This window comes from Agromyces cucurbitae (genome assembly GCF_058349945.1).
Genome location: NZ_JBYRES010000001.1, coordinates 766204 through 791465, shown reverse-complemented (window position 1 = coordinate 791465; position 25262 = coordinate 766204). Strand labels below are relative to the sequence as shown.

General features: G+C 67.4%; 22 protein-coding genes. 10 read left to right on the top strand and 12 right to left on the bottom strand.

Translation table 11 applies throughout. The features are described 5' to 3' along the window. Positions 1-6: 6 nt before the first annotated feature. On the bottom strand, positions 7-1122 hold the full coding sequence (locus AC3RJ6_RS03815) for an enolase C-terminal domain-like protein (RefSeq protein ID WP_491425539.1): 1116 nt from the start codon (positions 1120-1122) through the stop codon (positions 7-9). A gap of 89 nt (positions 1123-1211) precedes the next feature. Between AC3RJ6_RS03815 and AC3RJ6_RS03810 the strand changes: the two genes are divergently transcribed. Both AC3RJ6_RS03810 and AC3RJ6_RS03805 read left to right on the top strand, forming a co-directional pair. After that, complete coding sequence (locus AC3RJ6_RS03810; RefSeq protein ID WP_491425538.1) at positions 1212-2006, top strand: FadR/GntR family transcriptional regulator; 795 nt, start codon at positions 1212-1214, stop codon at positions 2004-2006. 162 nt (positions 2007-2168) lie between these two features. Further along, on the top strand, positions 2169-2339 hold the full coding sequence (locus AC3RJ6_RS03805) for a hypothetical protein (protein WP_491425537.1): 171 nt from the start codon (positions 2169-2171) through the stop codon (positions 2337-2339). An 89-nt stretch (positions 2340-2428) separates the two neighbouring features. On the opposite strand, the gene AC3RJ6_RS03800 is transcribed toward AC3RJ6_RS03805, so the two are convergent. Together AC3RJ6_RS03800 and AC3RJ6_RS03795 are read right to left on the bottom strand one after the other, a co-directional pair. Further along, positions 2429-3484, bottom strand: coding sequence for a mannonate dehydratase (locus AC3RJ6_RS03800; RefSeq protein ID WP_491425536.1), 1056 nt, complete (start codon positions 3482-3484; stop codon positions 2429-2431). Continuing rightward, complete coding sequence (locus AC3RJ6_RS03795; RefSeq protein ID WP_491425535.1) at positions 3468-4340, bottom strand: SDR family NAD(P)-dependent oxidoreductase; 873 nt, start codon at positions 4338-4340, stop codon at positions 3468-3470. Before AC3RJ6_RS03795 ends, AC3RJ6_RS03800 begins: the two co-directional genes overlap by 17 nt. An 86-nt stretch (positions 4341-4426) precedes the next feature. Here AC3RJ6_RS03795 and AC3RJ6_RS03790 point away from each other — a divergent pair, with 86 nt between their 5' ends. The 7 genes from AC3RJ6_RS03790 to AC3RJ6_RS03760 all read left to right on the top strand — a co-directional run bounded on the left by AC3RJ6_RS03790 (position 4427) and on the right by AC3RJ6_RS03760 (position 12469). Beyond that, entirely contained in the window at positions 4427-5152 is a 726-nt protein-coding gene (locus AC3RJ6_RS03790) for a GntR family transcriptional regulator (RefSeq protein ID WP_491425534.1), read from the top strand. Beyond that, entirely contained in the window at positions 5149-6099 is a 951-nt protein-coding gene (locus AC3RJ6_RS03785) for a DUF4432 family protein (RefSeq protein ID WP_491425533.1), read from the top strand. Before AC3RJ6_RS03790 ends, AC3RJ6_RS03785 begins: the two co-directional genes overlap by 4 nt. A 192-nt stretch (positions 6100-6291) precedes the next feature. Continuing rightward, positions 6292-7482: an ROK family transcriptional regulator gene (locus AC3RJ6_RS03780; RefSeq protein WP_491425532.1), complete on the top strand. Its 1191-nt coding sequence runs from the start codon at positions 6292-6294 to the stop codon at positions 7480-7482. A gap of 26 nt (positions 7483-7508) precedes the next feature. Further along, the gene (locus AC3RJ6_RS03775) at positions 7509-8810 is read left to right on the top strand and encodes an ABC transporter substrate-binding protein (RefSeq protein ID WP_491425531.1); all 1302 of its coding nucleotides are present in this window, start codon (positions 7509-7511) and stop codon (positions 8808-8810) included. A gap of 98 nt (positions 8811-8908) precedes the next feature. Then, a complete protein-coding gene (locus tag AC3RJ6_RS03770) occupies positions 8909-9889 on the top strand; it encodes a carbohydrate ABC transporter permease (protein WP_491425530.1) in 981 nt (326 codons plus the stop codon). Positions 9890-9912: 23 nt separating this feature from the next. Further along, a complete protein-coding gene (locus tag AC3RJ6_RS03765; RefSeq protein ID WP_491425529.1) occupies positions 9913-10725 on the top strand; it encodes a carbohydrate ABC transporter permease in 813 nt (270 codons plus the stop codon). A gap of 40 nt (positions 10726-10765) precedes the next feature. Further along, positions 10766-12469: a beta-galactosidase gene (locus tag AC3RJ6_RS03760; RefSeq protein WP_491425528.1), complete on the top strand. Its 1704-nt coding sequence runs from the start codon at positions 10766-10768 to the stop codon at positions 12467-12469. Positions 12470-12540: 71 nt separating this feature from the next. On the opposite strand, the gene AC3RJ6_RS03755 is transcribed toward AC3RJ6_RS03760, so the two are convergent. Then, positions 12541-17643, bottom strand: a complete 5103-nt coding sequence (locus tag AC3RJ6_RS03755; protein WP_491425527.1) for a DUF7402 domain-containing protein — start codon at positions 17641-17643, stop codon at positions 12541-12543. A gap of 331 nt (positions 17644-17974) precedes the next feature. Between AC3RJ6_RS03755 and AC3RJ6_RS03750 the strand changes: the two genes are divergently transcribed. Further along, the gene (locus AC3RJ6_RS03750) at positions 17975-18901 is read left to right on the top strand and encodes a DMT family transporter (RefSeq protein WP_491425526.1); all 927 of its coding nucleotides are present in this window, start codon (positions 17975-17977) and stop codon (positions 18899-18901) included. 692 nt (positions 18902-19593) lie between these two features. Here the strand turns inward: AC3RJ6_RS03750 and AC3RJ6_RS03745 are convergent. Genes AC3RJ6_RS03745 through AC3RJ6_RS03710 form a run of 8 tightly spaced genes read right to left on the bottom strand, consistent with a single transcriptional unit; the run spans position 19594 to position 25234 of the window. Further along, complete coding sequence (locus tag AC3RJ6_RS03745; protein WP_491425525.1) at positions 19594-20331, bottom strand: creatininase family protein; 738 nt, start codon at positions 20329-20331, stop codon at positions 19594-19596. Continuing rightward, positions 20328-20711 (bottom strand): RidA family protein, encoded by a 384-nt coding sequence (locus AC3RJ6_RS03740; RefSeq protein ID WP_491425524.1) that lies wholly within the window; start codon positions 20709-20711, stop codon positions 20328-20330. The genes AC3RJ6_RS03745 and AC3RJ6_RS03740 overlap by 4 nt, the downstream gene beginning before the upstream one ends. Next, positions 20708-21151 (bottom strand): hypothetical protein, encoded by a 444-nt coding sequence (locus AC3RJ6_RS03735; RefSeq protein WP_491425523.1) that lies wholly within the window; start codon positions 21149-21151, stop codon positions 20708-20710. Before AC3RJ6_RS03735 ends, AC3RJ6_RS03740 begins: the two co-directional genes overlap by 4 nt. Beyond that, entirely contained in the window at positions 21148-22296 is a 1149-nt protein-coding gene (locus AC3RJ6_RS03730) for a mandelate racemase/muconate lactonizing enzyme family protein (RefSeq protein ID WP_491425522.1), read from the bottom strand. Before AC3RJ6_RS03730 ends, AC3RJ6_RS03735 begins: the two co-directional genes overlap by 4 nt. Further along, positions 22293-23081, bottom strand: a complete 789-nt coding sequence (locus tag AC3RJ6_RS03725; protein WP_491425521.1) for an SDR family NAD(P)-dependent oxidoreductase — start codon at positions 23079-23081, stop codon at positions 22293-22295. The genes AC3RJ6_RS03730 and AC3RJ6_RS03725 overlap by 4 nt, the downstream gene beginning before the upstream one ends. Continuing rightward, positions 23078-23683 carry a bifunctional 4-hydroxy-2-oxoglutarate aldolase/2-dehydro-3-deoxy-phosphogluconate aldolase gene (locus AC3RJ6_RS03720; RefSeq protein WP_491425520.1) on the bottom strand — a complete coding sequence of 202 codons (606 nt, stop codon included), beginning with the start codon at positions 23681-23683 and terminating at the stop codon, positions 23078-23080. Before AC3RJ6_RS03720 ends, AC3RJ6_RS03725 begins: the two co-directional genes overlap by 4 nt. Then, a complete protein-coding gene (locus tag AC3RJ6_RS03715; RefSeq protein WP_491425519.1) occupies positions 23670-24569 on the bottom strand; it encodes a sugar kinase in 900 nt (299 codons plus the stop codon). The genes AC3RJ6_RS03720 and AC3RJ6_RS03715 overlap by 14 nt, the downstream gene beginning before the upstream one ends. Beyond that, positions 24569-25234: an RraA family protein gene (locus tag AC3RJ6_RS03710; protein WP_491425518.1), complete on the bottom strand. Its 666-nt coding sequence runs from the start codon at positions 25232-25234 to the stop codon at positions 24569-24571. Before AC3RJ6_RS03710 ends, AC3RJ6_RS03715 begins: the two co-directional genes overlap by 1 nt. Between the last annotated feature and the right edge of the window lie 28 nt (positions 25235-25262).

Sequence of the window (25262 nt, the reverse complement as noted above, 5' to 3'; positions counted from 1 at the left end):
ACGTCGTCAGGCGACCGAGACCGAGACCGGGTCCGGGTTCACGTAGTCGTCGAGCTCTCGTGGGTAGTCGAGAGTCCTCGGGAGCGAGACGCCCGGGCCGACTGGAGCCAACAGGAAGCCCTCGTCGTCGATGCCGTCGCTGCGTTCGAACCCGGGGTGCGTGACGAGCGACTCGTAGTAACTGGCGTTGCCTACGGCCATGCACAGGTGCCGCTCCGGCTCGCCCATGCCGTGCGGTTCGGCACGCAGTCGGAAGGCGTCCGCGAGATGCGCCGTGCGCATCGCGCCCGAGATGCCGCCTCGCAGCTCCGACGAGATTCGCAGTCCGAACGATGCCGCGCCCGCGCTCACGAAGTCGGCGGCGTTCATGAACGAGCCATCGGAGGTCTCGGCCGAGAGGAGTGGTACACGAACCGAGCGACCGAGGGCCGAGTAGGCGGAGATGGAGAACTCCCGCATCGGCTCCTCGTACCAGAGGTAGCCGGCATCGGACAGGGCGTGCCCGACGTGGATCGCGTCGGGGAGATCGAATCCCGCGGAGCCGTCGTACATGAGCGGCACATCGGGGCCGACGTGGTCTCGGAGCGTCTGGCACAGTTCAGCATCCCGGCGGGCGTCGCCCCACGCATGCAACTTGATCGCCGGGTAGCCGAGTTCCAGCGCCCGGTCGGCGACGGCGAGGAACTCCTCGGCGTCGTCGAACGTCGTCGTCGAGGCGTAGGCGGGGATCCGCGTCCGCGCACCGCCGAGGAACTGCCAGAGCGGCAGACCCGCGTGACGGGCGGCGAGGTCCCACAGCGCGAGATCCACGGTTCCGAGGTAGGGCAGGGCGAACTCTTCGAGCCGATCGAGCTCCCAGATTCGGTGGTAGAGATGCTCGCGTTGGAGCGGATCCTGCCCGACGAGCTCGTCGCGCCAGACGCGATCGACGAGGTCGCGCAGCATGTGCGCGCTCCCCGGGCGTGAGGCGTACGCCACACCCGACGCGCCCGTGTCGGTGCCGATCCGCAGGATGCCGCGCTCACCCGCGGGACCGCTGCACGGGAGCCCGGCTCGCCACTTGAACGCCGGCGACGGCGCAGGCACCGATACCGTCCAGACTTCGACATGGGTGATCTTCATCGCGCACTTCTCTCGCAGGCTCTCCGCGCCATTCGGCACACATCGAACGTTACACGTTTGACGTCTGATGGACAAGCTACGATGCAGACGTGAGCGAGCGTGATGGCGTCAGAGAAATGCGCGACGAGTCCCCGACGGACGCACGATCGACGCAGCCGGCCTCGGCGGGCCGTACGGGCGAGCCCCGCCGCGCGCACCGGCCGAACCGGTTGAGCACGGCCGTGTCGGAGGAACTCGTCCGGCGGATCATCTCTGGCACATACCCCGTTCGTGGACTCCTCCCCCCAGAGCCGCAGCTCGTCGGCGAGTTCGGTGTCAGCCGACCGGTCGCCCGCGAGGCGGTGAAGTTCCTCGAGGCCGCCGGTCTCGTCACGATCCGGCAGGGCGAGGGCACCGTCGTGCGCGAACCCTCGAAGTGGAACTTCCTCGACCCGAAGGTGCTGCACATCGCCCTGGCACTCAACATGGGCGAGCGCATGCGTGCCGATGCCGTGCGGTTGCGCCTCGACCTGGACCTCTCGCTCCTCGCCGAGGCCGCCCCGCTACTCACCGAGGCCGACTTCAAGGAGATGGATGCCCACCTGCTGACGATGGATACCTCGACCGACTTCGAGGAACTGCAGCAGGCGGACCTCGCCTTCCATCGGATCTACCGGAGCCGGGCGGGCAATCAACTGACGGAGGGCATCGTGCAGCTGCTCGTCGACGAAATGCCCCCGCCGGTACAAGTGACCGAGCAGCCTCGAGCGGCCTACGATCGTGCCAACGAGCAGCATCGGGCGATCACGCGCGCGCTCCGTGAGGGGCGCGTCGACGAAGCCTCGGCGATCCTCCGACTGCACATCTCGCAGATGTGGACGTGGCAGCCCGAGGACCGCCCCTGATCACGAGGTGCACCACCAAGCGCCGGCTGCAAACGCGGGCGACGGCCGGTTTGCCTCAGGCAATTCTCGACTTCTGATGGGAGCCTTCGAGCCCGCGCCGCATTCGGCCCGTTCCAGAGCAGCAATCGAAGAGGAGAGCGACCATTGGACTTCATTCAGCCGGTGACCGAGTTCGTGAGCTTCAACCTCGATCGCCTCTCGCGAGCGCTGCGCACCGGACAGCACGGCCGGGACGTCGGCGAAGCCGGCGAAGCGGAGGTCCGCCGCGGGCTCGAGGATGCCGGATACGATCCGGCCACGATCGAGGATGCCCTCGTCGCCAGCCGAGATTAGCCCGAGCGGGAGGCATCGCTCCGGCTGCCCCCTCGACACAGCGGAACGCTTGGGATCCGTCCGACGCGTGGCGATCGCCCCACTCGACGTCAGCCGAGCCGTGTGGAGGGGTGCCCGTAGGCCGAATGCTCGAGGCCGCGGATGTACCCGATCGCGAACAGGCGACCGAGCGTCTCGTAGCCCGGAGCATCGTTCGACTCACCCTCCAACGTCGGCACGTGGTCCGGGCGCATGGCCCCGTCGAAGCCGATCGCGTGGTACGCCTCGATGCACGCGGACATGTCGGTCTGACCATCGTCGTGGAACGTCTCCCGGAATGAGGCGGGGGTGCCCCGTACGTCGCGGAAATGGACGAACGGGATCTTCGACGTCCCGAACTCCCGGATCAGGGCAGGGATGCTCGTCTCGCCGGCGAGCACCTCCGGCATGAGCGCGAAGTTGCCCTGGCAGAAGGTCATGCCATTGTGATCGGACGGCACGATCTCGAGCAACCGACGGAATCCGGCCACCGAACTCATGATGCGCGGCACCCCTCGGTCGACCGTCTGCGGCGGGTCGTCCGGATGCATCGCCAGGCGCACGCCCGCAGCCTCGGCCTCGGGAACGACGGCGCGGAGGAAGTAGTCGAGCGCGCTCCACATGTCTTCGGAGCTCACTTCACCGGCCGCCATGAGCGCCGGCCGGGCCTGCGCCGTGGCCTGGTCGTAGCCGGTTACGAGGGCACCGCCGCGGTCTTCGAGCGCGACATCCGTGCGTCCCCAACTGCTCAACGCCATCCAGTTGTACGCGAATGTCGGAACCCCGAGTGAGCCGAGGGCCCGGATCTGCTCGATGATCTGGTCGATCTGCTGGTCGCGACCGTCCTGCCCGAGCCGAATCCTGTCCATCGGCGCCGTGTCCTCGGTGGCGACCAACGAGAATCCCCACCGCTCGTACAGTTCCTTGTTGCGACGCAGGGCCGGAAGGCTCCAAGGCACCTCGTCGCGATCCTCGATCTCCCAGCCGGCGCTGCCGACGGACGCGAACATCCGCTGGTCCTGCTCACCGCCGTTGAGCACCCCGACGACGTTGTCGACGCCGACCTGCCGGATCAATCGCCAGGCGGTCGTCGGGCGGGGCGGAAGGAATTCACTGAGCTTGATCACGGGAGGTCTCCGTCGCGTCGGGGGGTCGGTCGGTTCTTGAGTCGGTGGATCGCGCGGCATCGGGCAGCGAAGCGGCGAGGCGCGCCAGCAGCCCGCCGTCGACCCTGATCTCGGCGCCGGTGACGAAGCCGGCCTCGTCGCTCGCGAGGAACGTGCACACGGTGCCGACCTCGGCGGGGCGGCCGACCCGGCCGAGCGGATGCGCCCGCCCCCATTCGGCGATCACCCCGGCCTCGCCCGCATCGCTGCCGTCCGACCACTCGCGTGCGGCCGTGCGGAGCATCGGTGTGTCGATCGCCCCCGGGAGGATCGCATTGACCCGCACGCCGTGCGCCGCCTCGTCGACGGCGAGCGCGCGCGTCATCGCGTTCAATGCACCCTTCGTCGAGGTGTACCCGACGACGTCGCCCTGCGTCGCAACGCCCTGCGTCGACGAGATGACGGTGATCGTGCCGCGGTTGCGCCTGATCTGCTCGATCGCGTGGTGGACCGCGAGGAACACCCCCCTGACGTTCACCGCGAAGACGCGATCGAAGCTCTCCGGTGTCGTCGTCGCGGCGTCACCGTACGTCTGGATGCCGGCGGAGGTCACGAGGTGGTCGATGCGACCGAATCGCGAAAGTGCGACCTCGACGACCGCGCGATGTGTCGCCTCGACCGCCACGTCGCCGGCGATCCCGATCGCGCTGCCGCCTCCGGCCGTGATCCGCTGCACGGTGTCGTCGACGCCGCCCTGCGCGAGGCCGTGCACGACCACCGAGGCACCCTCGGTGGCGAACGCCTCAGCCACCGCGCGACCGATCCCCGCGGAACCGCCGGTCACGACGACGACGCGGCCCTCATGCCTGCGCTGCATCCTGTCCTCCTCTACCCCGAGCACTGGAGGTCAGGTTTGCATACTTGTATACTAGTTCGCAAGGCATCACCCGACGGAGGCCGTAGATGACGAACGCCCACCCTGCAGTCCGCGGCCTGCAACCGCTAGCCGCACCGGGCTCGCGTTACCGCATCTCCGACGCGGTGTTCACAACCCTGAGCGAGTCGATCCGCAGTCTCCGGCTGCCTCCCGGCTCGCCGATCTCCGAGCCGGGCATCGCCGCATCTCTGCAGGTGAGCCGTTCCCCGGTGAGGGAGGCGATCACTCGACTCGTCGACCTCGGCCTCGTGATCGTCGTACCCCAGGTCGGCAGCCAGATTGCTCCCATCTCGATCCGCGAGGTGGAGGAGGCGGTGTTCATTCGCCGCGCCCTCGAGACGAGCGCGTTCCAGCAGGCCATCGCGCGTGGCACGCCGGACACCACCGAGATGCGAGGGCACCTCGACGCGAACCTCGCCGCGGCCGCGGCGGGCGACCCGGAGACATTCTTCGAGACCGACGAGCTCCTGCACCAGTCGGTGTTCCGACTCGCGGGCGTCCCTCGACTCTGGGAGGTCCTCCGCGGCACCAAGCTGCAGCTCGACCGGCTCCGCCGGTTGAACCTCGAAACGTCGATCGACGACCACGACCTCCTCGGCGAGCACGGCGAGCTCGTCGAGGCCCTCTCGTCGCGCGACGCCGAGGCCGGCGTGCGCGTGATCGACCGGCACGCGACGCGCGTGCTCACGGACGCCACCCGGCTGCGCACGGAGCACCCCGACTTCTTCACGGGGTACCCGTCCGTATCATGACGATCACGCTCTCTTCGTCGATGTTCGATGTCGCCGTCGCGCCCGAGCGCGGCGCCGACATCGTGCAGGTCGTCGATCGCGCGACCGGGGTCGCCACGCTCAGCGCGGCCCCGACGGCAACCGCCGATGCGCCTCCCCCACCCTCGCTCGATTCGAAGTCGCGCTGGCACGACGGCTATCCCGGCGGGTGGCAGCTCCTCACACCTAACGCCGGGCCCGAACGTGAGCACGACGGGATCCTGCAGGGCTACCACGGCGAGTCGGCACTCTTGAGCTGGAACGTGCTCGCGACCGACGAGTCGAGCGCGGTCCTCGGCACCCGGTTGACCACCGCCCCGTTCGAGTTGCGTCGCCGCCTGGTCGTCGATGCATCGGGCCTCCGCGTGACCGACACGATCCGAAACCTCGCCGACATCGATGTGAACGCCCGAATGGTGCAGCATCCCGCCTTCGGAGCGCCCTTCCTCGACTCGCGGAGCTATCTCGTGACCGACGCACGTACGCTCATCGCCGACGCGGAGGCGCCGGGCAACCTCGCCGAGGCGGACGCCGCCGGGGCGCCCCGCTCGATCCTGGCTCCCGGCCCTGTCGCCTCGAGCGTCGCGCTCCCCGGTCCTGGAGCGCGGCGATCGCTGTTCGCCGCGCTGGCCGATTTCCCGACCGCGGAGCCGAGCGTGCTCTTCGCGAGTCCGACCCACGGCTTCGGCTTGCAGCTCACCTGGCAGCGCGTTCGCTACCCGGTCGCGTGGCTGTGGATAGAGGCCAATGCTGAGCCCGACTGGCCGTGGTTCCAGCGCATGTACGCGGTCGCCGTGGAGCCCGCGAACATCTTGCCAGGCACAGGCGAAGCACGCACGGGCGCCGCTCGGGGCGGCGACGAGACAGTGGTCCGCGGCCGTGGCAGCGTCACGTCGACCGTCCGGCTCAGCCGGGTTTCGCTCGCCTGATCATCGAGCGGACACCGGCTGACCGCGACGCTCCCGCCGCTAGGAATTACGCAAGGTAGTTGCATCTTGGATTCCTTATCTCAATGAACCCGCTTGATATCTAGCTTGAGTACTCCTAGGGTGATACCGCACTAATGCAATGTACTTGCATAAGTCGGCGTGAACCTTCGATGGAGATGAGGCGGCCAGACCGTGGACAGCAGCAAACGTCACGGCGCCCGCGTGGGCGCGATCCGGCAGGAGAACGAAACGCGCTGCGCGCTGTGGCTCCGCGACCACGGGCGCTCGTCGGTCGCCGCGCTGACGCGCGGCGCGGGCGTCTCGCGCCCGACCGTCGAGGTCGCACTGGCGCGGCTGGTCGAGCGCGGCCTCGTCGTCGAGGCGGAGGTGGGGGCGGAGGTCGCGACCGGACGCCCGGCTCGAGTGTTCGAGTTCGTCCCTCGCGCCGCGTTCGTCGCCGGTGTCGACGTGGCCCGCACGAGCATCACGGTCGTGATCGCCGACATCGGCGGCGCCGTGCTCGCCCAGCGGCGCACGGAGGGCCCGCTCCCGAAGGACTCGCTCGCCCGACTCAAGCTCGTCGCCGCCGAGATCGCGGCGGCCCTCGCCGAGACCGGCGAGACGACGGAGCGTTTGGTGGCCGCGCACGTCGCCCTCACGGGATGGGTGGGCTCCGACGGGCGGCTGCGCCAGTCCGGCGCCTACCCGGACTGGGAGGGAGTCGACATCGCCGACCACCTCTCGCGCATGCTCGGCTGCGACGTGAACGTCGACAACGACGTCAACCTGGCGGCGCTGGCGGAGCACCGGATCGGCTCGGCCCGGCTCATCTCCGACATGCTCTACCTGCGAATCGGTCGCGGCATTTCGGCAGCCCTCGTGCTCGACGGACGGCTCCGGCTCGGCAGCCACGACTCGGCCGGCGCCCTCGCCGGACGCAGCCTGCCGCTGCCGGTCGACCCGCAGGGCGACCTGGGTTGGGCTGATGAACCCTCGCTTCGATCCGTCCTCGACCGCGCCGAGGCAGGCGAGACCGAGGCTGCTGCGAAGCGCGGCGCGTTCGTCGACGGGCTCGCCGAATTGGTGGGGATGATCGGACAGGTCGTCGACCCCGGCTGCATCGTCGTCGGCTGCGACGCCGCCGAGCACGGCGACGCCATCGTCGCGATGCTGCGCACCCGCCTCATCGCCGAAGGCTGGCTCCTCTACGAACCGACGATCATCGCATCCCACCTCGGCGACGACGCCACGGTGCTGGGAGCACTCACCCGCGCTTTCGAGTACGGCTCGAAGCCCGTCTACGGGCTCGAGGACGTCGGGCTCCCCGAGATCCGCTTCACGAACCTCGCGGCGGCACCGACGCTCGCCGCGAACGCCCGGTAAGACCCAATCCCCCCAAGGAGAAGAAGATGAAGAAGCCCCGTTCAACGACGCGCGGGATCGTTTCCGCCGCGATCTCGGCCACGCTGCTCGGCGCGACCCTCGCCGGCTGCTCGAGCACGCCGCCCGCAGACGGGCAGGCGGAACTCGAGTTCTGGGGGTGGAACCCGGCCTACGAGAAGGTCGTCGACCTCTGGAACTCCTCGCACGATCAGCAGGTGAAGTTCGAGACCACCGCCTCGGGCGGCAAGGGCGGTTACGCCAAGATGCAGGCCGCCGTAAAAGCCGGCAACGCGCCGTGCCTCGCCCACGTCGGCAACGAGTCGATCCCCACGCTCACCGTGGACGGCACGCTCGTCGACATCTCGGACGAGGTCGACGAGTATCGCGCCGCCTTCCCTGACAGCGCCTGGGCGGCCATGCAGGTCGGCGAGGGCACGTACGGCGTGCCGGTCGACATCGCTCCGCTCGCGCTCTTCTACCGGACCGATGTCTACGAGAAGTTCGGCGTGACGCCGGCGACGACCTGGGAGCAGTTCGCCGCGGACTCCGCGAAGGTGCACGCGGCCGACCCGAACGTCTACCTGAGCTCGTTCGCGCCGGCGATTACCTATCAGATCGCCGGCTTCGTGCAGCAGGCAGGCGGAACGTGGTACTCGAGCGAGAACGACCAGTGGAAGGTCTCGATGAACGGCGCCGAGACGCAGTCCGTCGCCGACTACTGGCAGCAGATGATGGACGACGACCTCACGAAGGTCACCAACCCCGAGACGCCCGAGTGGTTCGCCGCGGTGCAGGAGGGCAGCATCGCGAGCTACGTCGCCCCGGTGTGGTGGACGACCGTCCTCGAAGGCGCCGCCGCCGAGTCGGCGGGCAAGTGGCGGGTCGCGCCGATGCCGAACGTCGTCGCCGACGAACCGAGCACCGGCACCGCCGGCGGGTCGGCAACATCGGTGCTCACCGGCTGCGAGGACGTGTCCGGCGCGGTCGAGTTCGCTGACTGGATGAGCACCGACGACGGTGCGCTCGAGATCCTCATCGAGGATGCCGCGTCCTTCCCCGCCGCGACGAACGGCACGGGACTCGGCTCGCTGAGTGAGCCGCTCGAATTCTACGGCGGGCAGAAGGTCTACGAGGTCTTCGCGGAGGCCGCACCGACCATTGATCCGAACTGGCAGTTCGGACCGGCGAACACCGAGACCGAGAACGCCTACGCCGACGCGATGAAGCCCGTGCTCGACGGCGAGCGCACGATGCCCGAGGGACTCGACATCGCCCAGCAGTCGCTCGTCGACGCGCTCACCGCCAAGGGGCTCAGCGTCACCGAGTGACGCGCAGCCGCCTCCCGTAGCGGAGTTCCCCAGCGCGCGTTCAGCCGCCGGGGAACTCCCCGCACCCATCACCGACCAGGCTCCGCACGGAGGACACCATGACGTTCGTCGCACCGACGGCCACGCGCGAAGCGGCGCCGCCGGCCTCCCGTCCACGCACTGCGAACCCCCGCACGCACGACACGATCCGCCGCTCGCAGCGCAGGGCCGTATGGCTTCTCCTCGGACCGTTCCTCGTGCTCTTCATCCTCGCTTTCGTGCTCCCGCTCGCGTACGCGCTCGTCGAGAGCTTCTACACCGAGCGGCGATCAGGACTCGGCATCGGCGGCGAGCGGGTGTTCGCGGGGTTCGCGAACTACGTCACCGCCATCATGAACACCGACCTCCTCGACGGCGTCGTGCGCGTCCTGCTCTTCGGCGTCGTCCAGGTGCCGATCATGCTGTTCGTCGCCCTCGCCCTCGCCCTCGCCGTCGACGCCCTGCGGGGCGTCTTCCCGAAGCTCGTCCGACTCTCGGCGTTCCTCCCGTACGCGGTCCCGGGGGTGATCGCGGCGATCCTCTGGGCATTCCTGTATCTCCGCGGCACGAGCCCGTTCGTCGCCGCCTTCGCGAGCATCGGCATCGAGGCAGACTTCCTCAACGAGGACGTCGTGCTCTGGTCGATCGCGAACATCGTGACCTGGACGTGGACGGGCTACAACATGCTCGTCATCTACTCGGCACTGACCGGCATTCCGCAGGATCTGTACGAAGCCGCCGCACTCGACGGCGCCGGTGCCTGGCGGATCGCGATCAGCATCAAGATCCCGCTCGTCGCCCCAGCGCTCGTGCTCACGACATTTTTCTCCATCGTCGGAACCGTCCAGCTCTATGCCGAGCCCACAGTACTGAAGTCGTACGCGAGCGCGATCACCGCCGGGTACACACCGAACATGGCCGTCCAGGATGTCGCCTTCGGCCTCAACGACTACGGCGTCGCCGCGGCGATGGCCGTGCTTCTCGCGCTCGGAACGTTCGTGCTCTCGTTCGGCTTCCTACGCATCTCGAACCTCCTCACGGCCCGGCGGGCGGTCGCCTGATGCCCCGGTTCACGAGCCGCCTCATGCTCCGCGGCGTCCTCCTGCTCGGCGTCGTCTACTTCCTGATCCCGATCTGGTGGCTCATCACGGCATCGACGAAATCGAGCTCGCAGCTGTTCTCCAGCCCACCGTTGTGGTTCGGCGAGGACTTCGCCCTCTTCGAGAATGTCGCGTCGGTGCTCACGAGGCAGGACGGGCTCTTCCTCCGCTGGATGCTGAACTCCGTGATTTACGCCGGCGGGGGTGCGATCGGTGCGACGCTGCTCAGTGCCGCGGCCGGCTACGTCTTCGCGAAGTTCGAGTTCCGGGGCAAGGCCGCGATCTTCGGGGGGATCCTTGCCTCGATCCTGCTTCCGGCGTCGCTACTCGTCATGCCCCTCTACCTCCTCTTCTCCTCCATGGGAATGATCAACACGATGTGGGCGGTCATCATCCCGAGCCTCGTGAGCCCGTTCGGCGTGTTCCTCTCGCGGATCACCGCGCAGGAGGGCGTTCCCGACGAGCTCCTGGATGCGGCGCGCATCGACGGAGCCGGTGAGATCCGCATCTTCTTCACGATCGCTCTACAGATCATGGGCCCCGCGCTCCTGACCGTGTTCTTGTTCTCGTTCGTCGGCATCTGGAACAACTTCTTCCTCCCGCTCGTCACCCTGAACGACGCCGAGCTCTGGCCTGCGATGCTCGGCCTCTACTTCTGGGGCAACCAGCCCAGCGAGCTCAACTACAGCTTCGTGATTACGGGGTCGCTGCTGTCGATCATTCCCCTCGCGATCGCCTTCATCAGCCTGCAGAAGTACTGGCGCGTCGACCTCACGGCCGGCGCCGTGAAGCTCTGAGCCGTACGAGCGACGCGAACGACACGAACGATTGGATTCCATGACTGACCCCTCCCACCCGCCCCGCGTGCTCTCCGGCGCGGCTCACTACTTCCGGTCGCTGCCCGAGCAGTGGCCGGATCTCATGCGGTCGCTTCGGGCGATGGGTCTCGACACCGTCGAGACCTACCTCGCCTGGAACGTCCACGAACCGCGTGAGGGAGAGTGGCGGCGCCTGGGCGAGATCACCAGATTCCTCGACTGCGCCCACGCCGAAGGGCTCCGCACGATCGTGCGACCCGGCCCGTACATCTGCGCCGAGTGGGACAACGGCGGTCTGCCGTCCTGGCTCACCGGACGGGTCGGGCGGCACGTGCGGACGAGCCATCCGGCCTTCATGGAGCCCGTCGAGCGCTACCTCGATGCGGTCGTGCCGCGGTTCGCCGACCACCCGAGCCTGCTCATGGTCCAAGTCGAGAACGAGTACGGGTCGTTCGGAACCGACGGCGCCTACCTGGCCGCGATCGCGCGCGGTCTCACGGAGCGCGGCGTCGGAGCCCCGTTGTTCACGAGCGACGGATGGACCGACACCTGCCTGACCGGCGGAACGGTGGCGGGCATCCCCGCGACCGTGAACTTCGGCTCAGAGGCATCCGCCGCCTTCGCGGCCCTCGCCCGGCACCGCCCGGACGATCCACCGTTCTGCATGGAGTTCTGGAACGGGTGGTTCGATCACTGGGGACACCCCCGGGTCACGAGACCCGCGGCCGACGCCGCGATGGAACTCCGGGAGATCCTTGTCGCCGACGGTTCCGTGAATCTCTACATGGCACACGGGGGCACCAACTTCGGCGTCGGCGCCGGCGCGAACCATCACGATCACGGCGGCACCGATGAGTACCGCCCGACCGTCACGAGCTACGACTACGACGCCCCACTCGACGAGCGCGGGGCGCCGACGCCGAAGTTCCACGCACTGCGCGAGGTGCTCTCGAGCGCCTCCCGCGCTGTCGAGCCCATCGCGCTGCCCCAGCTGCGCCCGCTCATGGACGAGACGACGATCAGGATGACCCATGTCGCCGACGTCGAATTCGAGGACCTCGGCCGGCATGTCGTGCCGCCCACGTTCGAGGAGCTCGGCATCGATCATGGACTCGTCCGATACGAGGTCGAGATCCCCGGCCCCCGCGCCCCCCTGTCCCTCGAGCTCGTCGATGTGCGCGACCGGGCCCACGTGTTCATCGACGACGAGCTCGTCGGCATCTTCGATCGCGACGATGACCGCTCGAACCCGCCCACCGTCGGCGGGCCCGCACGCGTCTCGGTCGTCGTCGAGTCGATGGGAAGAGTGAACTACGGTCCTCGACTCGGAGGCACGAAGGGTCTGGGCGGACTTCGCCAGGACAACCAGTGGCTGCACGGCTACCGGGTGTCGGCCCACGCACTGCCCGATCCTCGCGACCATTCCTGGACGGCGATCACCGATCTGGAGGCTCGTCCGACGATCGGGCCGAGGTACGCGCGCGCGGTGGTCGAGCTGCACGAGCAGGCCGACGGATACCTCGAAGTGCCCGGCGGATCGAAGGGCTACGTCTGGTTCAACGAGCTGTGCCTCGGCAGGTACTGGAACCGAGGCCCGCAGACACGACTGTACGTGCCATGGCCGGCGACCCGAGTCGGGCGCAACAGCATCACCGTGCTCGAACTCGACTCGCTGACGACGCCGTCGGTCCGCCTGTACGGGACGCCCGCGCTGGGCGGCTGAGCAGTCCGCCGAAACGGCCGGCTCGACGCTTCCGGGTGGAGGGCGTCGAGCCGGCCGTTTCCGTAGTTCTGCTACCGCACGGTGACGACCGCCCGGGCCCGCACCTCGGTGTCGGCGAGCGTCCCCTCGACGACGAACCATCCGGCCTTCGAGAGCTGTTCCGCGGTCACCGGGTCCCAGTCGACGGCGACGCGGCCGATGGCGCCGTCGCTGTAGACGACGTCGATCTCGGCCGGCAGCACGGGCTGAACGCCCACCGACGTGTTCACCGCCAGGGCCGTGGACTCGACGAGGGTCCGCTCGCGCTCGGGTCCGTACACCCCGAACTCCGCGAGGCCCGCTTCACCGCCGAGCGCCTGGTTGTCGAAGACGTTCTGCGGATCGATGGTGAACTTCACCCACGAGGACGTCACGGGCGAGTCGAGCTCGACGATGTTGTCGGGCTGGCCGTCCCATTCGATGCCGGTGACGACCTTGCTGCCACCCTCCCACTCGAGCAGCCCCTCGACGATCTGGTTCACCTCGTGACCGCGATCGACCAGGTTGACCCGGTCGATCAGCACCGGCTCGGGGAACTCCAGCCGGATCCACGGCGACACGTCGGCCTTCCTCGACGCCCACGCGGTCGACCGGTCGCCGTCGGTGGCCTTGCCCCCGACGTACCGCGCGTCCGCATCGGTTCCATCGGGCACGCCGTTACGGTCGCGAACGGACGACACGGTCACCGTCGCAGCACCGGCGAGGTCGTCGCCGGTCGCGGTCAGCGGCACCGGGCCCGAGACGACGGTCTCGCCGTGGAGCGTGACCGATGCCCGCACCGTGGCCTGTACGGCTGTCGTCACCGGTTCGGTGAGGACGATCGTGTTGCTGTTCTCGATCTGCTTCAGTCGGGCATCACTGAACTCGAGCACGGTGACGGCTTCGGCCGGATTGACCACGGCGCCGGTGTTCAGCGTCGCCTCCACCTTCGCGACGACCGGGTCGCCGACGCGGATGCTGCTCTCTCCGAGGGTCAGCTTCACGCCCTTGAGGTACTCGGGAAGCGACAGGCGCCCCTGCGAATCGACCTCGACGAAGAAGGAGTCGACCGCCCGATAGCCGTCGACCATCGCCGTCACGGTGATCTTCGCGCGACCGGCCCCGACGGCCAACACGCCGCCCTTCGCCACCGACGCGACCTCGGGCGCATCGCTCGTGATCGAGATCGCACCGTGCGGAAGCTGCACGGGTTCGCCGAGGAATGAGCGACCGGCGACTTCGATCGACGCGGCCCGCTCGGAGCTGTCGATCTTCGCCGTCGCGTCGATGGCAGCGAGCGCTGTCATCTCGCGAATCGCGTTGATCTGCACCTCGAGGAGGTCGAGCGACGAACCGCCCGAACCCTCCGGGAACGAGACCCGGACGTGCTGGGCCACTCCCGAGACGGGATACGAGTTCACCGCCCCCCAGAACATGTCGCCGGTTGGCCCCGCTGCGGTTCGCGCGTCCTCCCAGGTCTCGCCGTCGACACTCGTCTGGATGACGATCTGCTTGGGCGTGTTCACGTACCGCTGGCGGAGTTCGTTGAAGCCGAGGCCGATGCTCGACAGCTCCGTCGGAGCGGCGAGATCGAACTGCACCCACGAGGCTTCGCCGGCAGCCGTGGACCAGCCCGACCCGCCGAGGTGATCGGCATCGATCGCGATCCCGTCAGTGAGCTTCGACGCCGAGGTCGAGGCGTCGCTCGTCGCGACCGTCGCGGAGCCGGCGACGTCGCGCGTCGGCAGCAGGTCGAGGAAGACCCGGTTGCTCGTGACGGTCTCGCCGTCGAGGGTGACCTCGGCCCACACGACTCCGCGAGTGGTCTCGCTCACCTGCGGCGTGGTCAGTCTGCCGTCGGCGAAGTCGAACGTGTCGACCTCCGTGATGGCGACCGGGTCGGTCTTCGTTCCACCGTCGATGTCGACGATGCCGGCGTGCCACTCGATGTCGGCGACGTCGAGTCTCACGGACCGTCCGCCGTCCGAGCGGCCGTCGAGCGAGTACTCGGGTCGCGCATGGATCGGGAAACTCCCGTAGGTCTCCTTCCCGCCGATTCGCAGCACCGCCGAGGAGAGTTCCTCGCCGATGTAGGCGATTCCGTCGCGCACCGAGATTCGCACCTTGGTCTTCTCGGTGACGTCGCCGGCCTTCGCCGTCACGGTGACCTTGACCGACCCGTTCGAGTGTGGAGACACGACGCCGTCATCGTCGATCGTGACGACCTTCGAGTTGGGCACGCGATATCTCACCTCGTCGAGCGCCGCCGTGAGGGCGGGGAACTTCATGTAGCCCGCGGTCTCGAACTGCAGGCGCCCGTGCGAGAGCGGCTTTGCGTCGACCGTGAGGTCGGTCAGCCGGTACTCGCGTGCGCGATCGTCGGTCGTGATCTTGATAATGGTGTCGACGGGATCGGCCTCGACCGCGGACAGGTCGAGGGCGAGCGACTCCCCGTCCTGGCTGAACGAGCCGATCCGCTCGCCCGTGTTCAGCACCGAGACCGACTTCACCTCGTGATCGATGCCGCCGATCGACAGCCGACGGTCGGCGATCGCGTCGAAGCCCTTCTTGCCGTCCGGCCCCTTCAGGATGTGCAGGTAGATGATGTTGTCGCGTGCGGTCGCGTACCCCCACTGGGGCCCGGTGGTCGCATTCGGATGCGCGAACTTCTCGTAGTTGCCGATCCCGTCGTCGTCGTACCCGAACCCGGGAAGGTAGTACGGCGTCGTGCCGGTCACCGACTCGAGCAGGTTGATCCCCGGCGCGGGCGCGAACCAGTCGGCCATCTCGTTCCGGACGTCGATGAACTCCTGGGCCCCCTTCGGGTACCGCGTCACGATCTCCGCCGGCGAGTGCCAGTTCGGACCGCGACCGTCGACGATCGTCTGGTCGTTGTTGTCGACGTACCCTCGGCCGGCGTTCATGACGGTCTCCTGCACGACGAGCCGGAAGTCATCGCGCTGCGGGTAGTACGGCGAATCCTGGTTCTTCGTTCCGAGGATCTTCCACGGTTCCATCGGAGTGCGCTTGACGAGGTGGTTCGCCCCCGCGTTCGCATAGATACCGGATGCCTCGTCCGTGCGCAGGTCGGGGTCGCCGAACTCCTCGCCCCAGGCGTTCGAGTCGATGACGACGTCGGCGCTGTGGTTGCGAACCGCGCTGTACATCACGTCGTAGTTGGCGTTCGGCATGGCCTGGGGGCCGTCGAAGTACAGGTAGCTCGGGTCGTACCGCTCGAGCAGGTCCTCGACGTTCTGCACGAATACGTCCGTCGAGTAGTGCTGCAGGCCGCCGCCCTCCGTGGCGTAGTAGATCCCCACGTCCATGCCGTAGCGGCGGATGGCGTCGACCATCGGCTTCAGACCGTCGACGACGTTGCCGTCCTCGCCCTTGGGCAGGTACTTCTGGCGGTCACCGGCGGGGTCGGAGAACTTGGAGGGCCAGTGGTAATTCTGCTGCAACGCCTCGACCGACACCATGGCGAGTCCCTGCGCCTTGGCGCGAGCCGCCCACTGGTCAAACGAATAGTTCGGGTCGACGAAGTAGCTGTACATTGGCGCGGCGTGCGTGAGCGCGCTGACGCGGCCCTCTTCGAATTCGCGGTTCGGCCGATCGTCGACGGTGAGGGTGAATTCCTTCGTCGTCGTCGCACCTCCTGCATCGGTCACCTCGACGGTGAAGGCGTAGTCTCCGAGCCTGGCGGCAGGGCTGACGATGCCCTTCGTGCTGGAAAGGTCGGGCCGGCCGTCGACCAGCCCGTCGGCGATCGTGCCGTCGGCGTTCAGTTCGAGCCCCTTCGGGAGCTCGCCGTCGACCAGCTTCCAGGTGTAGCCGGGCTCACCGCCGCTCGCGATGAACTGGAACGCCGACGCTGCGACGCCGTACGGACGGCCCGTCGTCGACTTGTTCCACACGTAGGGCCATTCGAGGTATCCGGTCGGGAGCGCACCCTTCGGCAGCGCGCCATCCTCGGCGCCTTCGCCGCTCAACGGCCGCGTGTCGATCGTCAGCTTCTCCGACGGGCCGTTCACCGAGCTCACGACGCCGTCGATCCGGTTGCCGTTCGCGTCGGCGACTCGACCGTAGAAACCGAGGTAGGCCACGTTCTGGTCCTTCGCGATCGGCACGCCGTTCGTGTTGATGTCCTCCGTGTAGGTGTGCTCGATCTGGAGCAGGACCTTGTTCCAGCCCTTCTTCAGGGCGACCTCCTGCTTGGTGAGGTCCTTCTGCACCTCGACGGGCGTGCTCTTGGCGGTGACGCAGTGGTCGTTCACGTAGAGGCGGTACGAACCGCTTGCGCCGACGTTGACGTAGCCCTTCTGCGCGGCGGGACTGTAGACGTAGGTGTGCGCATAGACGAACTTGTTGCGAGTGTCTTCGCCCTTCTTGACCGAGTAGTAGCCGTACAGGTCCTGGTAGTCGTCGTAGTTGCGGTTGAACACGCGGTCGTCGAAGTACTCCCACGGGTTCGACTCCGCCTCGTCGCCGAGCTCGCCGCCGACGGCGGGATCGATCGACGCCGCGCCTTCGGCTGGTTCGGTGCGCTCGTAGACCTCGATCTCCGACAGGCCGGTGATGGCGGGATACGGCGTCAGGCCCGGGTCGATGGCGACCCGCATCGACACCACGTCGTCGATCGTCTCGGGGTGCGTGTAGACCGTCGGCGAGGACGGCGATCCCGAGGTGCTTGCGATTCGCGGTGAAGGGACCGTCGAACCGTCGGCGAGCACGAACGTCACCTCGTAGGCGCCGTTCACGTGCCGGGAGTCGCCCCACTGGGCGAGGCGCACCTCATTGAGCGAGACCGGGGCATCCCACGCGAGTGTCACCGTCGGAGCGGTGTCGTTCTCGGTCACCCACTGCTTACGGATGTCTCCGTCGTTCACCTGCGCCGGGGGGTTGGCGGCGAGGGACGACGATGCCGTCGCCTTCGCCGTCCGGGCGAGGTTCACCACTTCGGCGGTCTCGCACCCGTAGATCTCGTCGGCGACCGCGGTCTCGAACGGTCCGGAGACCAGCCACGAATTGATGAAGGGCGCGTTCCCGCCGACCTGCTGGGCCTGTGCCGGACCGGCGGCCGCTCCGACCGCCATCATCGTCGAGATCACTGCCGTCGCGGTGAGGACCGCGATCGGTCTGCTTCGCCCGTCTGTCACGAGTACTCCTCTGCTCATGTCGGTTCTTCGCTGAACCGGCGGTTCCATCGCCCGTGGGGCACAGGGCAGTCGACCGACGCGGTGGGCCACTCCATGCTTAAACGATTGTGCGGGACGCTAGCAAACGTTTTACGTTTGCGTCAAGAGCGCCGCCTCGACTGGTCGCCGACCTCTTGACACCGAGCACGGTTCCTTGCTTAGCTCCTGCCAAAACGTTTAAGCGCCCGTGTGCGACTCGACGAAGAGGAGAGTCATGCCGGTTCGGTACTTCTCCTCCGCACGCCTACCGGCGTCCGAAGCTCCGTCTCCGTCGCCGGCCACCCGCGTCGTGATGCAGTCGATCGCACTCGTGACGCTTCTCGCATCGACCTGGGTGATCGTCGGCATCGCTCTCGTCGGAGCGGGCGCGGGAGTGGTCTCCGCAGGTCGCACCGTCTTCTCGTCGCTTGGCCTGCTGTTGCTGCTGCTCATGTCGCGAAAGGGGGCATCGGCGCCCGCTGATGACCGACCGGTAGCCGATCGGTCGCGGCGTTACACTGCATGGCAGCTCGTTGTTCTCGCGGGGACGGGCGTCGCGGGATACACGATGCTGTCGACGGTCGCGATCAACCTCGCCGGGCCGACGCTGCCGAGCCTGGTGCTCTCGGTCTCGCCCGCTGTCGTACTGGTGCTCGAGGCAGCCGTAACGCGGACGCGCCTCGGCGCGTCAGCCTTGATCGCCACGTGCGCTGCCATCGTGGGCGCAGCGCTCTACGTGCTTCCCCGGTTCGACGGGTCCGCCGACGCGAACATGGCCGTCGGAGCCCTCGCCTCCTGTGGGGCCATGCTCTCGATGGCTGTCTACAGCCTGCACTTCGCGCACGTCAATCGCCATTACGAGGGCGCCATGACCCCGCGCATCCTCCCGATCTTCGCGCTCGGGAGCATCCCGCTCGTGGTCTGGGCCGGGCTCGACGTGGCGGCCGGGCAGCGCGTCGACCCGTCAAGCATCGCCGTGCTGGCGTTCCTCGGCATCGCCGTCTACGTACCCGCCTATCTGGTGCAGCACCGGCTCCTGTTGAACGCAGGCGCTGCTTTCACGTCGCTGCTGGGCCTGGCAGTCCCACCGCTCGTCGGCATCGCCTCCGCCGTCCTGGGCATCACCGTCGCACCTGCGGGCATTCAAATCATCGGGATCGGACTCACCCTGGCCGGCATGGTCATCGTGATCCGCCTGAAGTTCAGGGCACCACACAACGCAAAGGAGCAACATCGATGAACCAGTCAGTGATCGGGGTCGGCGTTGTGGGAGCGGGCCTCCGCTTCAACATGCTCCGACCCCTTCTCGAGGCGCCGCAAACGGTGTCCCGGAGTCGGTCGTGGACCCAGCTGCACCACGAGAACAACGTGGCGAAGGGTATGGCGCTCCTTCGGCATCTTGCTCGGCACGGCGTGGGACGCTTCCTCTTTCATATCTGCAGCGATCTACAGCCAGGTCCAGGGCGACGGGATCGCTGAACATCATCCGCTTCGGCCGGCAAGCCCCGCTGGCAACACGAAGCCATCTTCGAATCGGTTCTGCACGACGTGGCCGTGGGAGGCAGTACGCGAGCCGTCACGCTCCGCTAGTTCAATCCCATCGGGGCGGGACCCGCAGCTTCCAACAGGTTCCCCCATTCCGATGCCGACTCACGCTCCGGGCAAGTCATCTCCGCCTGGCAAGAGGGGCGCTCGAGTAGTTCGACGTCCTCGCCACGAGACGCCGTCGGCTACGCCATTGTCGATCGCGCAATGGCACTCTTGCATGGTGGGCTCGAGAGCGACGCCGCGAGGAAGCGGCGCTTCGCGGCCATGACTGTCAGGAGAAGGACTGACGGTCGGTTGAGCCCGGGTCAGCCTGAGACGCGCCCGAATTTGCCGATGATCGATGCGCTTCGTTACGGATCAAGCCTCGCCGGAAGGCATGAATGATCATGGTGCGGACGTGATTCGCCCGATCAGTGCGACCACAGCATCGACCGCGGCCACCAGGCATCGCTCGCCGTACGCGGCCGACGCATCGCGCGGATCGCCGACACCGCCGTGCCAGGTGCGCTCGGGAATACCCGCGGTTGAATACACTGCCCCCGGCAGACCGTCCTGATAGCCGTCTTCGGCGGCGAGGTTCATCCTGACGAGGTCGGGTCGCACCGCCAGAAGGATGGAAGTCTCGATGCGATCAGCGTGTCCCATCCCGGTCGGGCGGTCGATCTGGTCCGCATCGAGGCGATCGAACATCAGCGACCAGTAGTCGACGCCGAACCCGCGCAGGCTCGGATCCGAGGCGTGGATGGTTTCGAGTGCAAGTCGCACGGCCGGCTGATTTCCTCCGTGGCCGTTCAGGAGCAGGAAGCGGGAAATGCCACTGCTGCGGGCGAGCGACAGGCACTGCCGTGCTGCCGCATCTGCGATCGCCGCCGTGCCGACGGACACCGAGCCGGGCATTGCGAGGTGATGGTCACTTGCCCCGACGTGGATCGTGGGCAGCATCACCACCTGCTCCGGCAGCCGTGACTCCACTTCGTGCGCTACCGATTCGACGATTAGTGCATCCGTCCCGAGCGGCAGGTGAAGACTGTGCTGCTCTACCGCACCGAGCGGCAGCACGCCCACCGCAGCCGCACGATTCCGAAAGTCGGCTTCGGCCGAGCGGAGTTCGAGAAGCTTCATCGCGTCGCCCACAACTCGATCTCGATCTTCATGCCGAGCAGAAGGCGCACACCGACCGTCGTGCGGACCGGCCGCGGCTCGACGAAGTGCTGCAGATACTCGGCGTTGAATTCGTCCCATTCGTCGAGGTCGGCGAGGAAGACGTTGACTTTGAACACCCTCGACAGATCGCTTCCCGCTGTAGCGAGCTGCCGGGCGCAGTTCTCGAGCGTGTGCCTGGTCTGCTCGCGAATATCTGCACCAATGACGTTCCCTCGGTCGTCGAGCGGTCCCTGCCCGCTGACGACGACGAGATCGCCGGCTGCGACCGCGAGCACCGGCGAATACGGCCCCGCGGTCGAGTGCTGGGTGGAGTGCGAGAAGGAGATGATCCGGTTCATCGTGCGTTCCAATCACTCGGGAAGTAGCCGACGAAACCGGTGATGAACCATCGACTCAGGTCGCGGTCGAACTTCAGGAAGTAGTACGTCGTCCATCTCAGGTGGCTGGCCCCATGGGCGCCGTCGACGACGCCATCGAACACTTTGGTCACCAGGGCGCGTCCTTCAGCCACCTCCACCCGCTGCAGGCTCTGCGCTGCGTGGAGTTGCTGCACGAGTGGCAACCGGTCGGCGCCCCGGAAGACGGCCGCCTGCTCGAGCCACGAGTCACGGTAGTGATCGAGTGTGGGGTACTGGAGTCGGACACTTCCGCTCTCGGCGCTGTAACCGGCGAATGCGTCTGCATCGAAGTCGGCCTGGACGGCATCCCAGTCCTCGGCCACGAAGGCTTCGATGTCTCGCTCGATGAGCATCTCGTGAATCTTGAAGAGATTGTTCATCGGACACTTCCGGGGGTGACGACCGTCCGTGACAGCTCATAGCGCGCGACCGCCTCGAGGTCGAGATCGACACCGAGGCCGGCGCCCCGCGGCAGGCGGACCGTCGCGCCGCTGAACGCGAGCGGTTCAGCCAGCAGATCGCTCTCACGGATGAGTCGCCCGAAGATGTCGCTCGGCAGCGTTGCGCCCGCGGCAGCCGCAGCCGCATGCACGGCGCCGGCCTCCATCACGCCGAGGTCGACCTCGCTCCCGTGCCAGTACGGCCGCCCAACGGCATCCGCCACATGTGCCATGCGCAGGAAGTCGGCGATCCCGCCGCTGAAATTGAACACGTCCGCGGCGCGAGCGCCCACTGCGTTGGTGACGTCGGTGATCTTCTGTCCGTGCGACTGATAGCCGAGCGCAACGTGAATGGCGATCGGGATCGCGGTCCGAGCCCGGAGCTCGGCATACGCCCCGAGATCCCACCGGGGCAGCGGATCCTCCAGGCAGAGCACGTTCCCGATCTGCTCGAGCCCGCTCGCGATCCGGACGGCGTGACGGAGCTCGTCGAACCGCTCGTTCGGGTCGAATATCAGCGAGAACTGGGGACCGCATGCCTTCCGGATCGCGGCGGCAATACCCACGACATCGTCCTCGAGCTCGCATTTGAGCTTGAGTGTCGTCGCACCGCGCGCCTGTGCGGCCAGTGCGATTTCCACGGCGTCCTCGGGCGTGCGGTGGCCGCTCCAAGCCCCCACCGGAACCTCATCACGGAATGCGCCGCCCAGGAGTGCCGCCGCGGGAAGGTCCGCTCGTTTGCCGAGAAGGTCGAGTACGAGCAGCTCGAATCCGTCGTACTCTCGTACGTTTGCGAGGGGAAGTGATTGCCATCGCAAGGCTGAGACGTCCGCGCCGACGAGCTTCCGTGCCATCGCGGTAAGGACCTGGTGATCGGGATCCCGAAGTGACTCGCCCAGACCGACGGTTCCATCGTCTGTAGTGGCGACGAGGATGACCTTCGAGAACTCGTCGAACTGGCGGGTCCAGGCGGCATCCGCGCCGGACGCCATCTTGTGCAGTGGTTTATCGAGTTGCGCTGAGTTGATGGCCCCGGTTCGAGCCGGCACCCGTACCTCTACGAGTTCGATTTGTTCGATCTTCACGATCGTCCTTCCGTATTGTCGAAAGCCATCCGAGAACTGCCCGCGTCGACCGAGAGTTCGGCGGCCGTGATGGACCGACTCGCGTCGGAGAGGAGGAAGACCGCGGCGGCGCCGATCTCCTCCGCCGTGATGAGCCGTGGGAGCATCTGTCTCGTGTTGACGTAGTCCTCGATCCACCGATCGGCATCGCCCCACGCCGCGAAGATGTCACGGTTCTGCGGGCTGTCGACGAGGCCGGGGTGGATGATCGAGCAGCGAATGTTCTGACGACCGTGATCCGCCGCGATTCCACGAGTCAGGCCGATGAGTCCGGCTTTCGCCGCGGCATAAGCTGAGTAGCCGACGTGCGGACCGAGGGCCTGCACCGACCCGAGGTTGACGATCGAACCACCTCCGTTGCGAGCGAGCTGCGGGATCGCGGCGCGGGCACACAGGAACGCCCCTCGGAGGTCGACGCCGTGCAGGTGGTCCCATTCGGCGGGGCTCACTTCACCCAGCCTCTTGACGAGACCGACGCCGGCACTGTTGACGAGTCCGTGGAGAGTCCCGACACCCGGCAGGATCTCGCCGAACAGGTGGTCGACGCTGGCATCGTCCGCGACGTCGAGCCGGGCGCCGCGGGCGCTCAGCCCTTCCGCTTGGAAGGTCGCGGCGAGACGCTCGGCTGCCTCAACATCCTGGTCGGCGATCAATACCGTCCATCCAGCGCCGGCCACGGCCCGGCTGATTCCCTGCCCGATGCCAGATCCAGCGCCGCCGGTGACGACGACGACTCGGGCGCTCATCGTCCGCCCGCTTCGTTCGTGCTGTGCGCGGTCCAACCTGGATGGATGTTTCGTGCGCTGACGCCGATGGCGAGGCAGCCGATGTTCCGGTAAGTGGACAGATCGTCCGGGGTGAGGCCGCCGGTGGCGATGATCGCCAGGTCTGGGAACGGGGCGAGCTGAGCGCCCACCCATCCCATTCCGAGCTGAGCAGCCGGGAACGCCTTGACGATTGGGGCACCGGACTGTCGCGCAGCGATGATCTCGGTCGCGGTCGCAACACCGGGGATGTGCAGAACTGAGCGTCGCTTGGACTCGGCGAGCACATCGAGGGCGAGGCCGGCAGAGACGGTGAAGTCCACGCCGCAGGATGTCGCAGCTTCGAGCTGTTCCAGGCCGAATACGCTGCCGGCCCCGATGATCGCCTGCCGTTCACGGGCACGAGCTGCCGCGGCGGCGAGCGAAGGCACCGCATCCGCGCTTTGAATGGTCACCTCGACAACCCGAATGCCGGCGTCCCACATCCTGTCGGCTTCGAAGAGCGTCGAGGCTGGATCGTGATTGCGGATGATCCCGATGATTGGGACGTCCGAGAGGGCGTGCTCGAGTTCAGTGGATCGCATGGGTGATCTCCGGTACGAGGGAGTCACTGCGGGAGCGGAGCACGCGTTCCGCGCAGGCGTGGCCGGATTCGACTCGCTGTCGGGCCGGGAGACCGTTTGCGAAGGCGCTCAACCAGCCTGCTGCGAAGGCATCGCCGGCGCCGGTCGGTTCGACCACGACGACCTTTGGCGATCGAACGCGAACAACGTCGTCGTCGTGGAACTCGACGGCCTCGCGCTCGGCGTCCTTCACGATCAGCCAGGCCGGCCGTGGAAACAGCGCCCTGACCGCTTCGGGTGTCTTCGTCCCCCAGAGCCGATCGGCTTCGTCCAGACCGACGAACACGATATCGCTCTGCGATGCGAGTGCCGCGAGTTCACGCGGGCTCATGGTGTTTGCGAGAGCAGGACGATGATTCACGTCGAACGACACCAGCGCGGGTCCGAACGGGCGGGCGCCAACCAGGAATCGCAGAGCCTCCAGGCCGGCCGCGGAAGCTTGCGCGGTGACACCGCTGACATGGACGACCTCGGCGGAAGTTTCGTTGGCGATCGTTCCGATCTCGTGCGGGCCGAGAGCCGATCCGGCAGACCCCCGGCGGTAGTAGCGGACCGCCCCTCCATCACCAGGCTTGAAGTACACGGCCGTGTAGCCGCCGGGCGACCGCTGCGCGTGCGATGTCTGGACGTCGCCCCTCGCGAGCGTCGCGAGGACGCGGCTCCCGAATGGATCGTCGCCGACGGCCCCTGCCCACTCGACCGAATGCCCGAGCGAAGCGAGTGCGAGCGCGACATTCGACTCTGCGCCGGCAACGCTCGACCCGAAATCGCGTGCGTCGTCAAGGGCAAGACCGTCGGCGGGCGAGAAGACGATCAACGCCTCACCGATGCAGAGGAACTCGGGCATCAGAGAACCCCGAAGGTTTCATACGCGGTCGTGCTCGACATGCCGGACTCGATGGCCGCCCGAGTCCGGGCCTCGGCCGAGACCTTTGCCAGTGCACGCTCCAGAACCTCGTCCTCGACCGCGCGGGGAACGACGACCACCCCGTCGTAGTCGCCCACGATGAGTTCTCCGGGCTGCACCCTGACACCATCGATCTCGACCTCGACACGGAAGTCAACGACCTCTGCCCGTGCTCCCGCGTCCTGCGCGAACGGGCCACGGCTGAAGACCGGCCAATCCTGTGCGAGCACCGCGCGGGTGTCTCGGTGGTAACCATCGATGACGGCACCCCGCGCACCGCGCCCACGAGCAGTAGCGGTGAGGATCTCGCCCCAGGCTGCGCACTCGAGTCGACCGCTCCGAGCCAGATAGATCTCGCCGGTCTCGAGCGCATCAAGCGCCTCGGTCAAGCGGCCGAACGGCTTGCTCCTGGCACCGAAGGTATCGGAAATCAGCACCGGCATGGCCCGGCCAACGAGTCGCCTGTCGGCGTGCAGCGGGCGGATCGCCGGGCTGAGGAACTGGTGATGGTATCCGAGTTCATCCAAGATGTCACCGATCACCGGCGTGTGCAGTCTCGACTCCACCATCTCGAATCGCTCGGCGTCGGCGGCGGGCATTGACATCGGTACCTCCATCGGTTGGTCTGCACCA

Bases quoted from the DNA above. Each gene is read 5' to 3' on its own strand.
- AC3RJ6_RS03710 (WP_491425518.1), bottom strand. From the start codon at position 25,234: ATGTCAATGCCCGCCGCCGACGCCGAGCGATTCGAGATGGTGGAGTCG.
- AC3RJ6_RS03770 (WP_491425530.1), top strand. From the start codon at position 8,909: ATGACGTTCGTCGCACCGACGGCCACGCGCGAAGCGGCGCCGCCGGCC.
- AC3RJ6_RS03740 (WP_491425524.1), bottom strand. From the start codon at position 20,711: ATGAACCGGATCATCTCCTTCTCGCACTCCACCCAGCACTCGACCGCG.
- AC3RJ6_RS03745 (WP_491425525.1), bottom strand. From the start codon at position 20,331: ATGAAGCTTCTCGAACTCCGCTCGGCCGAAGCCGACTTTCGGAATCGT.
- AC3RJ6_RS03735 (WP_491425523.1), bottom strand. From the start codon at position 21,151: ATGAACAATCTCTTCAAGATTCACGAGATGCTCATCGAGCGAGACATC.
- AC3RJ6_RS03815 (WP_491425539.1), bottom strand. From the start codon at position 1,122: ATGAAGATCACCCATGTCGAAGTCTGGACGGTATCGGTGCCTGCGCCG.
- AC3RJ6_RS03715 (WP_491425519.1), bottom strand. From the start codon at position 24,569: ATGCCCGAGTTCCTCTGCATCGGTGAGGCGTTGATCGTCTTCTCGCCC.
- AC3RJ6_RS03795 (WP_491425535.1), bottom strand. From the start codon at position 4,340: ATGCAGCGCAGGCATGAGGGCCGCGTCGTCGTCGTGACCGGCGGTTCC.
- AC3RJ6_RS03750 (WP_491425526.1), top strand. From the start codon at position 17,975: ATGCAGTCGATCGCACTCGTGACGCTTCTCGCATCGACCTGGGTGATC.
- AC3RJ6_RS03760 (WP_491425528.1), top strand. From the start codon at position 10,766: ATGACTGACCCCTCCCACCCGCCCCGCGTGCTCTCCGGCGCGGCTCAC.
- AC3RJ6_RS03775 (WP_491425531.1), top strand. From the start codon at position 7,509: ATGAAGAAGCCCCGTTCAACGACGCGCGGGATCGTTTCCGCCGCGATC.
- AC3RJ6_RS03790 (WP_491425534.1), top strand. From the start codon at position 4,427: ATGACGAACGCCCACCCTGCAGTCCGCGGCCTGCAACCGCTAGCCGCA.
- AC3RJ6_RS03765 (WP_491425529.1), top strand. From the start codon at position 9,913: ATGCTCCGCGGCGTCCTCCTGCTCGGCGTCGTCTACTTCCTGATCCCG.
- AC3RJ6_RS03725 (WP_491425521.1), bottom strand. From the start codon at position 23,081: ATGAGCGCCCGAGTCGTCGTCGTCACCGGCGGCGCTGGATCTGGCATC.
- AC3RJ6_RS03785 (WP_491425533.1), top strand. From the start codon at position 5,149: ATGACGATCACGCTCTCTTCGTCGATGTTCGATGTCGCCGTCGCGCCC.
- AC3RJ6_RS03720 (WP_491425520.1), bottom strand. From the start codon at position 23,683: ATGCGATCCACTGAACTCGAGCACGCCCTCTCGGACGTCCCAATCATC.